Raw genomic sequence first — 14,972 nt, forward strand, 5'->3', positions numbered from 1 at the left:
TAGTTGACCGGAACAATTTGTCATGTTGATCTAAAGTGGTTCGCAAGGGAGGTCATCCCCCCGCTCGAAAAACTAAAAACCGATGAACCCAAGGAGAGTCTCAATGCCCTATGTTCCAGTTGCGGAGCTCAAAGATTATGTCGGCAAGGAACTCGGACGTTCCCAGTGGCTCACCATCGACCAGGAACGTATCAACCTGTTCGCAGAAGCCACAGGCGATTATCAGTTCATCCATGTCGATCCAGTCAAAGCTGCGCAAACACCTTTTGGCAGCACCATTGCCCATGGTTTCCTGTCGTTGTCACTGATCCCCAAACTGATGGAAGACATCCTCATCCTGCCCGAAGGCGCGAAGATGGTGGTCAACTACGGTCTGGACAGCGTGCGTTTCATCCAGCCTGTGAAGGTCAATTCCAGGGTGCGACTCAAGGTCGACATGAACGAGGTCATCGAGAAGAAACCCGGCCAATGGTTGCTCAAAGCCACCGCCACGCTTGAAATCGAAGGGTCGGACAAACCGGCGTATATCGCCGAGCCACTGTCCCTCTGCTTCGTGTAAAGCATCCCGGATGCGAAGCAGCCACGCTGTTTCGCGCCGTGTCTCTGCCGTGTCCCTATAAATGCGACACATAGCTGCGGCATACTCGGTCGTCTAATTGCCCGGATCCCGCTATGCGCCCACTTGCACTCCTTGCTCTGACCCTGTTGCTCACCGCTTGCGGCGATGGCGAATCGCTGTTGCCCCCCGACGCCCGCCTGCCGGACGGCGGACGCTATCGCGGTGATCTGGTCAATGGCTTGCTGCAAGGTGAAGGCCGCATCGATTACCCGAACGGCAGCTGGTACGCCGGCCAGTTCGACAAAGGCCAATGGCATGGCCAAGGCGAATGGCATGGCAGCAACGGCGAGGTCTATCGCGGACAATTCCAGCAAGGGCTATTCGACGGCCAAGGCTCCCTGACCACCACTGGCAGCAGCTATACCGGCGGTTTCAAGGCGGGTAGACGCGATGGTGAAGGCACCCTCAAAGAAAACGCCATGACCTACCGCGGCGAATTCAAGGCCGATCAATATTCAGGGCTCGGTCGTCTGGAACTCGCAGACGGCAGTCAATACCAGGGTCAATTTGCCCACGGCAAACCCAACGGCGAAGGCCAGCGCAGCGATGCCAGCGGCAATCAGTTCACCGGGCATTTCGCCAATGGCCAGCTGGAAGGCAATGGCACCTTCAACAGCGCCGATGGCGATATCTATGTCGGCGGTTTCAAGAACAATCAACTGCATGGCAAGGGCCGCTACGAAAACGCCGATGGCGATGTCTGGCTGGGTCACTTCAAGGAAGGCGTGCTCAGCGGCAAGGGCGAGTTGATCGGCGCCGACGGCAGTCACTATATCGGTCAGTTCAGCGACTGGCGTTTCACCGGTCAGGGCCGCTTGAACCTGGCCGATGGCAGCTTCTATATCGGCCAGTTCGATGGCGACAACTATCAGGGCAAAGGTACTTTGGTGCTGACCGATGGCACGGTGCAGAGCGGCACCTGGGTCAATAGTCAGCGCGTGCGCGACGCCGACGGCAAGCTGCTGCCCGACCCTCTTGAACTCGGCTTGCTGGCCCAAGGGCGCTTGCTCGACGATGCACTGGCCAACGTGCCGGCCTCGACCCCGGCGGTCGAACTGTACACCTTGACCCTGGGCGGCGATGGCAAGCAGAGCGTGTTCCTGCGCGAGTCCGACTACGTCGCCAACATGCTCGCCAGCCGTTTCGGCGCCTTCGGCCAGATCCGCCTGGTCAACCATCGCGATCACCTCGGCGACCGGCCGATGGCCACCCGGGAAAACCTGCGCCGCGCCGCCCAGACCCTGGCCGAACGCAGCGGTCCGGAAGACTTGCTGTTCATTTACCTGACCAGCCATGGCTCCAGTGAACACGAACTGGTGCTCGACCAGCCGCGCATGGAACTGGCCGATTTGCCGGCCGACGAACTCGCCGCCGTCCTCGCGCCCCTGAAGAAGCGTGACAAAATCATCGTGATTTCGTCCTGCTATTCCGGTGGTTTCATCCCCGCCCTCAAGGATGAACGCACCCTGATCATGACCGCCTCGCGCGCCGATCGAGTGTCCTTTGGGTGTTCGGAAGAAGCCAACTTCACGTATTTCGGCGACGCGCTGTTCGCCCAGGCGCTGAACCAGACCGACGATCTGGAGCAAGCCTTCAAACTGGCCAGCGCCACCGTGGCCGAGCGTGAACTGGCCGACAGCTTCGAAGCTTCCGAGCCACAGATCTGGGCACCGAAAACCGTTCTCAGCCACTGGCAACTGTTGCGCAAACAACAGGCACGAAAGGCACTGCAAAGTGTCTCTATCAGCAAGGATGAAAAGAGCAACTAAGCTGAATAGTATCAAGGGGGAATTACTATGTACTTGACGCCTCAGCATGTATTGCTTGCCGGAGCTACCGGGTTAACCGGTGAACATTTGCTTGACCGTCTACTCAACGAGCCAACGATTACACGAGTATTGGCCCCCTCACGCCGGCCACTGGCAGAGCATCCTCACTTGGAAAACCCGGTCGGCGACCCGGCGGTGTTTTTGCCGCAATTGAACGGTCGCGTCGACATTGCCTACTGCTGCCTCGGCACCACGATCAAACAGGCAGGCTCCGAGCAAGCGTTTCGCGCGGTAGACCTGGACATGGTGGTGGCCTTCGCCAAACGTGCGCGGGAAATGGGCGCACGGCACTTGATCGTGATCAGCGCTCTGGGTGCCGATCGGCGATCCTCGATTTTCTACAACCGGGTTAAAGGCGAGATGGAACACGCATTGCGCGCGCAGAATTGGCCGCAGCTGACCATTTGCCGGCCTTCGCTGTTGCTGGGCGATCGCGTCGAGCCACGACTGGGCGAGAAAGTCGCCGGTCCGTTGTCGCGATTGATTCCGGGCAAGTACCACGGCATCGAAGCCTGCCAACTGGCCCGTGCCATGTGGCGCCTGGCGCTGGAAGAGCAGGATGGCGTGCGGATTGTCGAGTCGGATGAGTTGCGCAAGTTGGGCAAATGATTCTGCGGCGCCCAAACGGACGCCTTCGCGAGCAAGCCCGCTCCCACATTGGATTTGTGAACGACACAGATCAAATGTGGGAGCGGGCTTGCTCGCGAAGGGCGCAACACCGATTCACAGCCGAACGCTACAACCCACCGGTCGCTTGAAAACTTACGCCAATCACCGTCAACAACGACAGCGGCAACAGCAACGTGTCGAGCAACGCACTGGCCGGCAGGTCAACACCCGGATAGCTCGGCGCTTCTGCGCCGAATCGGTCCATAGCGCAGCACCCGCCATTCATCGCATACAAATCCAGACGCGTCCCCGAATACACCACCGGCGCTCCAGGCTTGGCGGCATCGAGCGTGCGCGCCGTGGCGCAGCCCGCCAATTGCAAAGCCAGCAGGATAATCAGCAGCTTATTCATCGCTGCTCAAATGGTGTTCGCCCCAACGCGGCAGCATGTCTTGCGGGATGTTTAAACAGTTGAGAATTCGCGCCACGACGAAGTCGATCAAGTCATCGATGGTCTGCGGCTGGTGATAGAAGCCCGGCGATGCCGGCAAAATCGTCACGCCCATGTTCGACAGCTTGAGCATGTTCTCCAGATGAATGCTCGAATACGGCGCCTCGCGCGGCACCAGAATCAGCTGCCGGCGCTCCTTTAACGTCACATCGGCAGCCCGTTCGATCAAGTTGTTGCAGGCCCCGGTCGCGATAGCCGACAAGGTCCCGGTGGAACACGGCACCACCACCATCGCCGCTGGCGAGCCAGAGCCCGAAGCCACCGGCGACATCCAGTCTTCCTTGCCATACACCCGAATCTGCCCGGCGGCGGCGCCGGTGTATTCAGTGAGGAAGGCTTGCATCATCTGCGGTTTCGACGGCAGAGAGACATCAGTCTCGGTAGCCATCACCAGTTGCGCAGCCTTGGAAATCAGGAAGTGCACCTCGCGGTCTTCACGCACCAGGCAGTCGAGCAGGCGCAAGCCGTACTGGGCGCCCGAAGCGCCTGTCATCGCCAGCGTGATGCGTTCCGGGCCGTTGTTCATTGCAGCGCCTCAGCCAGTTTGCCATGCAGGCCGCCGAAGCCGCCGTTGCTCATGATCACCACGTGAGTGCCTGGCTGGGCCTGGCTCTTCACGCGCTCGATGATGCCTTCCAGCGAGTCGCTGACAATCGACGGCACGGTGCACAACGCTGCTGTGGCACCCAGATCCCAACCGAGGTTGGCTGGCGAATACCAGATCACCTGATCGGCATCGACCACACTTTCCGGCAAGCCATCGCGGTGAGCGCCGAGCTTCATGGAGTTGGAGCGCGGCTCGATGATCGCGATCAACGGCGCGTCGCCAATGCGTTTGCGCAGACCGTCGAGGGTGGTGGCGATAGCGGTCGGATGGTGAGCGAAATCATCGTAAATGGTGATACCGCGCACTTCCGCGACTTTTTCCATCCGCCGCTTCACGCTTTTGAACGCGCTCAGTGCCGCAATGCCCATCGACGGTACTACGCCGACGTGACGCGCAGCGGCCAAGGTGGCCAAGGCGTTGGCGACGTTGTGCTGACCGGTCATGTCCCACTCGACCACGCCTTGAACGGCGCCTTCGAACATCACTTCGAATTTCGAGCCGTCTTCACTGAGCAGTTTGACTTGCCACTGACCGCCGGCACCGGTGGTTTGCACCGGGGTCCAGCAGCCCATTTCGATGACGCGCAGCAATGCCGGTTCGGTGGTCGGATGGATCACCAGGCCTTCGCTCGGGATGGTCCGCACCAAATGGTGGAATTGACGCTCGATCGCCGGCAAATCGGGGAAGATGTCGGCGTGATCGAACTCAAGATTGTTCAGAATCGCCGTGCGGGGACGGTAGTGAACAAACTTGGAGCGCTTGTCGAAGAACGCGCTGTCGTATTCGTCGGCTTCGATCACGAAGAACGGCGTGCCGCCCAGACGCGCCGACACCGAGAAATTCTGCGGCACGCCGCCGATCAGGAAACCCGGGCTCATGCCGGCGTGCTCCAGAACCCAAGCGAGCATGCTGCTGGTGGTGGTTTTGCCGTGAGTGCCGGCAACCGCCAGCACCCAACGGCCTTGCAATACGTGATCCGCCAGCCATTGCGGGCCGGAGACGTACGGCAGGCCTTTGTTCAGCACATATTCGACGGCCGGGTTGCCGCGCGACATCGCATTGCCGATCACCACCAGGTCCGGGGCCGGATCGAGCTGCGCCGGGTCGTAACCTTGGGTCAACTCAATGCCCTGGGCTTGCAGTTGAGTGCTCATTGGCGGATAGACGTTGGCATCGGAGCCCGTCACGTGATGGCCCAGCTCTTTGGCCAAAACCGCCATCGAACCCATGAAAGTGCCGCAAATACCAAGAATATGAATGTGCATAGTCGACCTCGTAAAACATGGCCGCAGGTTAGCGTAGGGAGGGGAAAATCGCACCTTTGTTTCTGACTTGAGGACGCCTTCGCGAGCAAGCCCGCTCCCACATTAGATCTGTGTCGTTCACAAATCCAATGTGGGAGCGGGCTTGCTCGCGAATGGTCGCGACTCGGTTTACCGGGCGATACCGTGTTTGCGCAGCTTTCTGTAGAGGGTATTGCGGCTGACGCCCAGCTGTTCGGCCGTGTGCGTCATGTGCCAGCGCTGCTGCTCCAGCACCGTCAGCAACGCCAGCCGCTCGGCATCGTCCAGCGGATACTCGGACGGCTCTTCAACCGCCGACGCCGGCACCGGCCGGGCCTGGCGAATCATCGCCGGCAAATCCTCCAGCCCGATCCGGCCGTCGTCACATAGCGCCGCCAGGGTTCGCAGCACATTGCGCAACTGCCGCACATTCCCCGGCCAGGTAAAATCCAGCAAGGCCTGCCGCGCCGGCCCGTCGATCAATACCGTCTCTGCGCCCGCCTCTTCGGCCAGCAAAAAGTCGAGCAACTGTGATCTGTCAGCGCGCTCACGCAGCGCCGGCAATGCAACCTCCAGCCCATTGAGCCGGTAATACAAATCCTCGCGGAAACTGCCGTCCTGCACCCTTTCAAGCAGATTGCGGTGAGTGGCGCTAATGATCCGCACATTGACCGATTCCGGCTCACCGCCAATCGGCACCACCTGACGGTCTTCCAGCACCCTTAATAGACGGGTCTGCATGCTCAGCGGCATGTCACCGATTTCATCAAGGAACAACGTCCCGCCATCCGCCTGCTGTAACTTGCCACGCATGCCTTCCTTGCGGGCACCGGTGAAGCTACCGCCGCGATAGCCGAACAGCTCGCTTTCGATCAGGCTTTCGGGAATCGCCGCGCAATTGAGTGCAACGAAAGATTTTGCTGCCCGTTGACTGGCCTGATGCACAGCTTTGGCGAAGGCCTCCTTACCTGAGCCGGTTTCGCCGTTGATCAGCAACGGCACGTCCCGTTCAAACACGCGCAAGGCCTTGCGGAAATCCTCCTGCAACGCAGCATCGCCCAGGCAAATGCCTGACAAGCGCGGACGCTCGGCAACCATCGGGCTTTGCACCACCGGCACCGGAATACTGCGCGGCTGCCCGCGCAACACGGCAAACAGCCGCCGCCCGTCACGGGTGCGCAGCGGCCAACTGGCGCTGGCACTAGGGCTCGCGCGGCCGAGCAATTCATCCAGCGAGCAGTCGAAAAACGCCTCCACCGGTTTACCCAACAGCCCGCCACGAATATGCCCCAGCAAATTCAGCGCACTCTGGTTCACCGCACTGATCCGCCCTTCCCCGTCGAACGCCAGCAACCCTTCACTGAACAGCCCGACGGATTCAGCCTGCAAGTGAAAACGCAGCAACCATTGATTATCGAAGTAACGCAGGAAATAGCAGCTCTCGATCATCTTCGCCGACAGATTGACCAGGGCCATGGTGTGGAACTGGCTCTGACGCGAAACCTCATGACGCGCCGAAGACACGTCGAGTACCGCCAGCAGCTCGCCATGAGGATCGAACACCGGGCTCGCCGAGCAAGTCAGGCCGGTATGACGCCCCCGAAAATGTTCGTCCTGATGGATGGTCAGGGACTGGCGCTCCACCAGGCAGGTGCCGATGCCATTGGTGCCTTCGCAGGCTTCGCTCCAGTCGGCGCCCAGCCAAAGGCCGGCGCGCTCGAAAATCTTCCGTTCGGCGGGCGCGGTGACGCAGTTGAGGATCACCCCGCGGGCATCGGTCAGCAGCACCGCGTGGCCGGCGCCGGAAAGTTGCTGGTGGAGGCTGGTCATTTCGTTGCCGGCGATCTGCAGCACTTGCTGCAAGCGTTCGCGGCTTTCCAGCACGCGGCCATGTTCCAGCACCGTCGGCGCCATGGTCAGGGCCGGGTCGAGGTGATAGTCCTCAAGACAACGCAGCCAGGAACGGGCAATGGACGGATCGCTGCCGGGACCGTGAAGGTGGGATTTACCCTGGGTCACGGTCAACACTTGCTGGGCATGGCGACTCAAATGGTTGTCGTGCATTTCTTATTATTCTCCCCGATAGCTGTGCTGCCCCATTAAGAGGCTGGCACACACCTTGTGGCGAGGGAGCTTGCTCCCGCTCGAGTGCGAAGCGCTCGCCAAAAATCATGACCGGCAGACATTTTGGGGCTGCTTCGCAGCCCAGCGGGAGCAAGCTCCCTCGCCACACAAGCTCCCTCACCACAGAGGATTACCTGTGTGGCAATTTGAGGCCCAGCATCCTCCAGCCATCGACGCATTGCAATGCTGGCAAGACCCGCCAGTCACAGCCTGCGCCATAAACGGTACAAAGTGTCACAGGGGCTGTACCGCAAGCGTCACAAACGCTGCCCATCCGTCCGACAAAAAACACGCAAGGCCTTGATTTACCTGACCTGCAAGGCGCTGGCCCGACCTTTGCTCTACGCTTAATGCAGCGCTTTAGCGCGTCCTCCCTTATAAGCACAAAAGCCAAGGAGAAACCCATCATGCGTTACGCTCACCCCGGTACTGAAGGCGCTATCGTTTCGTTCAAGAGCAAATACGGTAACTACATCGGCGGCGAGTTCGTCGCGCCTGTCAAAGGTCAGTACTTCACCAATACATCGCCGGTCAACGGCCAACCTATTGCCGAATTCCCGCGTTCCACAGCCGAAGACATCGAAAAGGCCCTGGACGCTGCCCATGCCGCCGCCGATGCCTGGGGCGCCACGTCCGCCCAGGCACGCTCGCTGGTCCTGCTGAAAATCGCCGATCGCATCGAACAGAACCTGGAAGTGCTGGCGATCACCGAATCCTGGGACAACGGTAAAGCCGTTCGCGAAACCCTCAACGCCGACATCCCGCTGGCCGCCGACCATTTCCGCTACTTCGCCGGCTGCATCCGCGCCCAGGAAGGCAGCGCCGCCGAGATCGACGGCAACACCGTGGCCTATCACATCCATGAACCGCTGGGCGTGGTCGGGCAGATCATTCCGTGGAACTTCCCGATTCTGATGGCCGCCTGGAAACTTGCCCCGGCCCTGGCCGCCGGTAACTGCGTGGTCCTCAAACCTGCCGAGCAAACCCCGCTGGGCATCACCGTGCTGATGGAACTGATTGGCGACCTGCTGCCACCCGGCGTGCTCAACGTGGTGCAAGGCTTCGGCAAAGAAGCCGGGGAAGCCCTGGCCACCAGCAAGCGCATCGCCAAGATCGCCTTCACCGGCTCGACCCCGGTCGGCTCGCACATCATGAAATGCGCCGCTGAAAACATCATTCCGTCCACCGTGGAGCTGGGTGGCAAGTCGCCGAACATCTTCTTCGAAGACATCATGCAAGCCGAACCGACCTTCATCGAGAAAGCCGCCGAAGGCCTGGTGCTGGCGTTCTTCAACCAGGGCGAAGTCTGCACCTGCCCGTCCCGCGCCTTGGTGCAAGAGTCGATCTACGACGAGTTCATGAAAGTGGTCATGAACAAAGTCCTGCAAATCAAGCGTGGCGACCCGCTGGACACCGACACCATGGTCGGCGCCCAGGCGTCCGAGCAGCAATTCGACAAAATCCTTTCGTACCTGGAAATCGCCAAGGGCGAAGGCGCCGAGCTGTTGACCGGCGGCAAGGTAGAGAAACTCGAGGGCAGCCTGGCGACCGGGTATTACATCCAGCCGACCCTGCTCAAGGGCACCAACAAAATGCGCGTGTTCCAGGAAGAAATCTTTGGCCCGGTGGTGAGCATTACCACCTTCAAGGACGAAGCCGAAGCCCTGGCCATCGCCAACGACACCGAGTTCGGCCTGGGCGCCGGCCTCTGGACCCGCGACATCAACCGCGCCTATCGCATGGGCCGCGCCATCAAGGCCGGTCGCGTATGGACCAACTGCTACCACCTGTACCCGGCGCACGCCGCGTTCGGTGGTTACAAAAAGTCCGGCGTCGGCCGTGAAACCCACAAAATGATGCTCGACCACTATCAGCAGACCAAAAACCTGCTGGTGAGCTACGACATCAATCCGTTGGGCTTCTTCTAAACGCCTGTCGCGAGCAAGCCACTTCCCCTGAGGGAACGGGCTTGCTCGCGAAGCGGTTGAACATTCAGCAAAAATGTCTAGCGCCACCCCGGCAAAAACGCCGACTAAAAAACAATAAGAACAGGTGAACCCCTATGCCTAGCGATCAAGCCAGCGCGCAGCCGGCAATCTCCTCGGTCGACTTCGAAAAAGTCGGCTCCGATTATTTCCAACAACGTGAACTGAAAAAAGGTGCAGCGGGCTGGGTCCTGCTGGTGGGCTTGGGTGTGGCCTATGTCATCTCAGGTGATTACGCCGGGTGGAACTTCGGTTTGGCCCAAGGCGGATGGGGCGGCATGTTTCTCGCCACGTTGCTGATGGCCACCATGTACTTGTGCATGTGCTTCTCCCTGGCCGAATTGTCTTCCATGATCCCGACCGCCGGCGGTGGCTACGGATTTGCCCGTAGTGCATTCGGGCCGTGGGGCGGGTTCCTTACCGGAACCGCGATCCTGATCGAGTACGCGATCGCCCCAGCGGCGATCGCGGTGTTTATCGGGGCGTATTGCGAGTCGCTGTTCGGCATTGGCGGCTGGATGATTTACCTGGCGTTCTACATCATCTTTATCGCCATTCACATTTTCGGTGTCGGCGAAGCCCTGAAGCTGATGTTCGTCATCACCGCCGTCGCAGCCTTGGCATTGGCAGTATTTCTGATCGCGATGGTGCCGCACTTCAACGTCGCCAATTTGCTGGACATCCCGGTGACCGAGGCCAAGGGCGCCAGCAGTTTCCTGCCCTTCGGCTATGTCGGTGTCTGGGCAGCCATTCCTTACGCAATCTGGTTCTTCCTGGCCGTCGAAGGTGTGCCACTGGCGGCAGAAGAAACCAAAAACCCGAAACGCGATCTGCCGCGCGGGCTGATCGGCGCCATGCTGGTGCTGGTGAGTTTTGCCTTGCTGATTCTGGTCATCGGCCCTGGCGGTGCCGGCTCAAACGCGCTGCTGACCTCCGGTAACCCGTTGGTCGAAGCGCTGACCAAAGCCTATGGCGGCTCGACCTGGATGGGCAGTTTCGTCAACCTTGTGGGCCTGGCCGGGCTGATCGCCAGTTTCTTCTCGATCATCTATGCCTATTCGCGGCAGATCTTTGCCTTGTCCCGTGCCGGCTATCTGCCGCGCAAATTGTCCGAAACCAACAAGAGCAAGGCGCCGGTACTGGCGTTGATCATTCCCGGCATCATCGGCTTTGGTCTGTCACTGACCGGCCAGGGCGACCTGCTGATTCTGGTGGCGGTATTCGGCGCGACCATCTCCTATGTGCTGATGATGGCCGCGCACATCACCTTGCGTATCCGTCGCCCCAAAATGGATCGGCCGTACCGCACGCCCGGCGGTATCTTCACCTCAGGCGTGGCACTGGTGTTGGCTTGCATCGCCGTGGTGGCGGGTTTTCTGGTGGATACGCGGGTGGTGATTGGCGCCGCGATCATCTATGGAGTGTTAATTGCTTACTTTGCTTTCTACAGTCGGCATCACTTGGTAGCAGGCACGCCCGAAGAAGAGTTCGCGGCCATTCAGAAAGCTGAAGAAGCCTTGCATTAACGGCCGCAAATCACGGCGCAGGCCCTGTCTGCGCCGTCACGGAGAATCTGTATGGCGAGTTTTGCTCACACGGTCGGCGCCCAGACCTACCGCTTCGACAGCCTCAAGGACGTCATGGCCAAAGCCAGCCCGGCGCGCTCCGGGGACTTTCTGGCCGGCGTTGCCGCCCTCAACGATGGCGAGCGAGTGGCTGCACAGATGGCCCTGGCTGACATCCCGCTGACTCACTTCCTGCAGGAAGTACTGATTCCTTACGAGGCCGATGAAGTCACCCGACTAATCATCGACACTCACGATAAACAGGCTTTTAAAGCGGTCAGCCACCTCACGGTTGGCGGTTTTCGCGACTGGCTGCTCAGCGACGCCGCCGACGAACAGAGCCTGCGCGCCCTCGCTCCGGGCCTGACCCCGGAAATGGCTGCGGCCGTGTCAAAGATCATGCGCGTGCAGGACCTGGTGCTGGTGGCGCAAAAAATCCGCGTGGTCACGAAATTTCGCGGCACTCTGGGCCTGCGCGGCCGGCTCTCGACACGCCTGCAACCCAATCACCCCACCGACGAACCGGCCGGCATCGCCGCGAGCATTCTCGACGGTCTGCTGTACGGCAACGGTGACGCAATGATCGGCATCAACCCGGCCACCGACAGCATTGCGTCGATCTGCGCCATGCTGGAAATGCTTGATGCGATCATCCAGCGCTACGAAATTCCGACACAGGCCTGCGTGCTGACCCACGTCACTACCTCCATCGAGGCGGTGAATCGCGGCGTTCCGCTGGACCTGGTGTTCCAGTCGATCGCCGGCACGGAAGCGGCCAACGCCAGTTTCGGCATCAACCTCAACGTCTTGCAGGAAGGCTATGACGCGGGCTTGAGCCTGAATCGCGGCACGTTGGGCCAGAATCTGATGTATTTCGAGACCGGCCAGGGCAGCGCCTTGTCGGCCAACGCCCACCACGGCATCGATCAACAGACCTGCGAAACCCGCGCCTACGCCGTGGCACGCCATTTCAAACCGTTTCTGGTGAACACCGTCGTAGGCTTCATCGGCCCGGAATACCTCTACAACGGCAAACAGATCATCCGCGCCGGTCTCGAAGACCACTTCTGCGGCAAGCTGCTGGGCGTGCCCATGGGTTGCGACATCTGTTACACCAATCACGCCGAGGCCGATCAGGACGACATGGACACCCTGCTGACCCTGCTGGGCGTGGCCGGGATCAACTTCATCATGGGCATTCCCGGTTCCGACGACATCATGCTCAATTACCAGACCACATCGTTCCACGACGCCCTCTACGCCCGGAAAACCTTGGGCCTGAAACCGGCGCCGGAGTTTGAACAGTGGCTGGCGAACATGGGCATCTTCACCCAGGCAGACGGCAAAATTCACTTCGGCGACAACCTGCCGCCGGCCTTCCGTCAGGCCATGGCGCAACTGGGATGAGTATTGAGATGGATAAACCACCTGTCGATCCGCAAAACCCATTGCTGGAACTGCGTCGCCTGACCCCGGCACGTATTGCCCTCGGTCGTACAGGCACCAGCATGCCGACCAGCGCGCAGCTGGATTTTCAGTACGCCCATGCACAGGCCCGGGATGCGGTGCACCTGCCATTCGATCACATGGGGCTCAGTTCGCAACTGGCCGAGCGTGGACGTGAGAGTTTGCTGCTGCACAGCGCCGCCACGGACCGGAACAGCTATCTGCAGCGCCCCGATTTGGGGCGCAAGCTGAGTGATCAGTCGGCGCAGACCCTGCGCGACTACGCGCTGAGCCATCCTGGCGGGATCGATTTGGCCGTTGTGGTGGCCGATGGCCTCTCGGCATTGGCCGTTCATCGCCACACCTTACCGTTTCTGGCGCGCATGGAAGAACAGACAGCCGCTGAGGGTTGGTCCCTGTCGCCGGTGATTCTGGTGGAACAGGGCCGAGTCGCGGTGGCCGACGAGATCGGCGAGCTGCTGGGCGCGAAGATGGTGGTCATATTGATCGGCGAACGCCCCGGCTTGAGCTCGCCAGACAGCCTGGGGTTGTATTTCACCTATAATCCCAAAGTCGGACTGACAGATGCCTATCGCAACTGCATCTCGAATGTTCGGCTCGAAGGCTTGAGTTACGGCATGGCGGCACACCGTTTGCTGTATTTGATGCGCGAAGCCTGTCGGCGGCAGTTATCAGGGGTCAGTCTGAAGGACGAAGCCCAGGTTCAGACGCTGGAGTCGGACATTGGTGCAGATATGAAAGGTAATTTTCTACTGAGCCCGTCGGATACCTGAACCGTTTCCGCATTGCGTTTCTATTCAGGTTTCAGGCAGGATCGATGCACGGCCGCCAGGGTTTCCCGTCGCCGTCACCACGTAAGACAGCCACTTGAAGACGAGACCTACCATGCGGATTATTCAAGCGACCCTCGAACACCTCGACCTGCTGACCCCGTTGTTCGTCAAATATCGTGAGTTTTACGGTTCCCTGCCGTATCCGGACTCGTCCCGGGCGTTCCTCGAGAAACGCCTGCGGCGCAAGGAATCGGTGATCTACCTGGCCCTGGCCGATGACGACGACAAAAAACTGATGGGTTTTTGTCAGTTGTACCCCAGCTTTTCGTCTCTTTCGCTTAAACGCGTGTGGATCCTCAACGACATCTACGTCGCCGAAGACGCCCGCCGCCAGTTGGTGGCCGACAACCTGATCCGCACCGCGAAAAAAATGGCCAAGGAAACCAATGCCGTGCGCATGCGTGTTTCCACCAGCAGCAATAACGACGTCGCGCAGAAAACCTACGAATCCATCGGGTTCAAGGAAGACACCGAGTTCAAGAACTACGTGTTGCCGATCAGTGAGGAGCTGTAACACAGCTTGAAGCTGCGGGCTTTTGTGGTGAGGGGGCTTGTCGGAACGCCGGATCGCCCCGTTCGGCTGCGCAGCAGTCGCAAATTGCTGAATTCGGTATGCCTGAAGAAACGCGCCGTCTGGTCAGGGGTCGCTTCGCAACCCAACGGGGGCGAGCCCCCTCGCCACGAGGTAATGCGCAAGGGCAAAATACCTCTGATCGAGCCATCGACATTCCCCGCTACAAACTCGACGCGTTTTTCACTTGTCACCCCGTATAATGCCCATTCTTCCGGCTCGTAAGAAAAATCACACTTAGCTGTAGTCTTACGCGAAGCCATCCGCACAGGCCTGCAGAGTCGGGCCATCACCACAGGTGCTTTCCATGGATTTCAACCCTATCGACCTTATCCTGCATCTCGATGTTTACCTCGACTTGCTGGTGACCAACTACGGGGCATGGATTTACGCCATTCTGTTTCTGGTGATCTTCTGCGAAACCGGTCTGGTGGTGATGCCATTCCTGCCAGGCGATTCTCTGCTTTTCATTGCGGGCGCCGTGGCGGCCGGTGGCGGCATGGACCCGGTGCTGCTGGGCGGTCTGCTGATGCTGGCGGCGATTCTCGGCGATAGCACCAACTACCTGATTGGCCGAACCGTTGGCGAACGGCTGTTCAGCAACCCGAACTCGAAAATTTTCCGCCGCGACTACCTGCAACAAACCCATGACTTCTACGACAAACACGGCGGCAAGACCGTGACCCTGGCGCGCTTCCTGCCAATCATCCGCACCTTTGCCCCGTTCGTCGCCGGCGTTGGCAAAATGCCTTATCCGCGTTTCTTTGCCTTCAGCATCCTCGGCACCATTCTCTGGGTGGGCGGTCTGGTCACCCTCGGCTATTTCTTCGGTAACGTACCGTTCATCAAGCAGAACCTGTCGCTGCTAGTGCTGGGCATCATCATCCTGTCGCTGCTACCGATGATCATCGGCGTGATCCGCAGCCGCCTCGGTCATGCCGCGTCCAAAGCCGAACCCCGCTGACTCAC

Annotated in this window: 13 protein-coding genes; 9 read left to right on the plus strand and 4 right to left on the minus strand. The window is 59.9% G+C overall.

Features of this window, described 5'->3' with window-relative positions; all coding sequences use genetic code 11:
- Positions 1-103 precede the first annotated feature (103 nt).
- The 3 genes from AB7M29_RS30950 to AB7M29_RS30960 all read left to right on the plus strand — a co-directional run bounded on the left by AB7M29_RS30950 (position 104) and on the right by AB7M29_RS30960 (position 3,057).
- Positions 104-559, plus strand: coding sequence for a MaoC family dehydratase (locus tag AB7M29_RS30950; protein WP_052967098.1), 456 nt, complete (start codon positions 104-106; stop codon positions 557-559).
- Positions 560-672: 113 nt separating this feature from the next.
- Entirely contained in the window at positions 673-2,388 is a 1,716-nt protein-coding gene (locus tag AB7M29_RS30955; RefSeq protein WP_454248657.1) for a C13 family peptidase, read from the plus strand.
- A gap of 27 nt (positions 2,389-2,415) precedes the next feature.
- On the plus strand, positions 2,416-3,057 hold the full coding sequence (locus tag AB7M29_RS30960; RefSeq protein WP_030129552.1) for an oxidoreductase: 642 nt from the start codon (positions 2,416-2,418) through the stop codon (positions 3,055-3,057).
- A gap of 127 nt (positions 3,058-3,184) precedes the next feature.
- On the opposite strand, the gene AB7M29_RS30965 is transcribed toward AB7M29_RS30960, so the two are convergent.
- The 4 genes from AB7M29_RS30965 to AB7M29_RS30980 form a co-directional block, all read right to left on the minus strand.
- Positions 3,185-3,469 carry a YceK/YidQ family lipoprotein gene (locus AB7M29_RS30965; RefSeq protein WP_008009029.1) on the minus strand — a complete coding sequence of 95 codons (285 nt, stop codon included), beginning with the start codon at positions 3,467-3,469 and terminating at the stop codon, positions 3,185-3,187.
- Entirely contained in the window at positions 3,462-4,094 is a 633-nt protein-coding gene (gene ubiX, locus AB7M29_RS30970) for a flavin prenyltransferase UbiX (RefSeq protein WP_007894343.1), read from the minus strand. The genes AB7M29_RS30965 and ubiX overlap by 8 nt, the downstream gene beginning before the upstream one ends.
- Positions 4,091-5,440 (minus strand): UDP-N-acetylmuramate:L-alanyl-gamma-D-glutamyl-meso-diaminopimelate ligase, encoded by a 1,350-nt coding sequence (gene mpl / locus AB7M29_RS30975; protein WP_007894342.1) that lies wholly within the window; start codon positions 5,438-5,440, stop codon positions 4,091-4,093. The genes ubiX and mpl overlap by 4 nt, the downstream gene beginning before the upstream one ends.
- Positions 5,441-5,608: 168 nt before the next feature.
- Positions 5,609-7,522: a sigma-54-dependent Fis family transcriptional regulator gene (locus tag AB7M29_RS30980; protein WP_454248658.1), complete on the minus strand. Its 1,914-nt coding sequence runs from the start codon at positions 7,520-7,522 to the stop codon at positions 5,609-5,611.
- 467 nt (positions 7,523-7,989) lie between these two features.
- Here AB7M29_RS30980 and exaC point away from each other — a divergent pair, with 467 nt between their 5' ends.
- From exaC to AB7M29_RS31010, 6 genes are all read left to right on the plus strand, one after another.
- Complete coding sequence (gene exaC, locus AB7M29_RS30985; protein WP_052967093.1) at positions 7,990-9,510, plus strand: acetaldehyde dehydrogenase ExaC; 1,521 nt, start codon at positions 7,990-7,992, stop codon at positions 9,508-9,510.
- A 134-nt stretch (positions 9,511-9,644) separates the two neighbouring features.
- Positions 9,645-11,093: an ethanolamine permease gene (gene eat / locus AB7M29_RS30990; protein ID WP_454248659.1), complete on the plus strand. Its 1,449-nt coding sequence runs from the start codon at positions 9,645-9,647 to the stop codon at positions 11,091-11,093.
- Between the two features lie 51 nt (positions 11,094-11,144).
- Positions 11,145-12,539 carry an ethanolamine ammonia-lyase subunit EutB gene (locus tag AB7M29_RS30995; protein ID WP_454248660.1) on the plus strand — a complete coding sequence of 465 codons (1,395 nt, stop codon included), beginning with the start codon at positions 11,145-11,147 and terminating at the stop codon, positions 12,537-12,539.
- 8 nt (positions 12,540-12,547) lie between these two features.
- Entirely contained in the window at positions 12,548-13,372 is an 825-nt protein-coding gene (eutC, locus tag AB7M29_RS31000; protein WP_217858175.1) for an ethanolamine ammonia-lyase subunit EutC, read from the plus strand.
- Between the two features lie 112 nt (positions 13,373-13,484).
- A complete protein-coding gene (locus AB7M29_RS31005) occupies positions 13,485-13,946 on the plus strand; it encodes a GNAT family N-acetyltransferase (RefSeq protein WP_052967090.1) in 462 nt (153 codons plus the stop codon).
- Positions 13,947-14,310: 364 nt separating this feature from the next.
- A complete protein-coding gene (locus AB7M29_RS31010) occupies positions 14,311-14,967 on the plus strand; it encodes a DedA family protein (protein ID WP_217858176.1) in 657 nt (218 codons plus the stop codon).
- Positions 14,968-14,972: the final 5 nt, after the last annotated feature.

The sequence above is a fragment of the Pseudomonas sp. F-14 TE3623 genome, from assembly GCF_053629015.1.

Coding starts and splice junctions, on each gene's coding strand:
- AB7M29_RS30950 (WP_052967098.1), top strand. CDS start 104: ATGCCCTATGTTCCAGTTGCGGAGCTCAAAGATTATGTCGGCAAGGAA.
- AB7M29_RS30955 (WP_454248657.1), top strand. CDS start 673: ATGCGCCCACTTGCACTCCTTGCTCTGACCCTGTTGCTCACCGCTTGC.
- AB7M29_RS30960 (WP_030129552.1), top strand. CDS start 2,416: ATGTACTTGACGCCTCAGCATGTATTGCTTGCCGGAGCTACCGGGTTA.
- AB7M29_RS30965 (WP_008009029.1), bottom strand. CDS start 3,469: ATGAATAAGCTGCTGATTATCCTGCTGGCTTTGCAATTGGCGGGCTGC.
- ubiX (WP_007894343.1), bottom strand. CDS start 4,094: ATGAACAACGGCCCGGAACGCATCACGCTGGCGATGACAGGCGCTTCG.
- mpl (WP_007894342.1), bottom strand. CDS start 5,440: ATGCACATTCATATTCTTGGTATTTGCGGCACTTTCATGGGTTCGATG.
- AB7M29_RS30980 (WP_454248658.1), bottom strand. CDS start 7,522: ATGCACGACAACCATTTGAGTCGCCATGCCCAGCAAGTGTTGACCGTG.
- exaC (WP_052967093.1), top strand. CDS start 7,990: ATGCGTTACGCTCACCCCGGTACTGAAGGCGCTATCGTTTCGTTCAAG.
- eat (WP_454248659.1), top strand. CDS start 9,645: ATGCCTAGCGATCAAGCCAGCGCGCAGCCGGCAATCTCCTCGGTCGAC.
- AB7M29_RS30995 (WP_454248660.1), top strand. CDS start 11,145: ATGGCGAGTTTTGCTCACACGGTCGGCGCCCAGACCTACCGCTTCGAC.
- eutC (WP_217858175.1), top strand. CDS start 12,548: ATGGATAAACCACCTGTCGATCCGCAAAACCCATTGCTGGAACTGCGT.
- AB7M29_RS31005 (WP_052967090.1), top strand. CDS start 13,485: ATGCGGATTATTCAAGCGACCCTCGAACACCTCGACCTGCTGACCCCG.
- AB7M29_RS31010 (WP_217858176.1), top strand. CDS start 14,311: ATGGATTTCAACCCTATCGACCTTATCCTGCATCTCGATGTTTACCTC.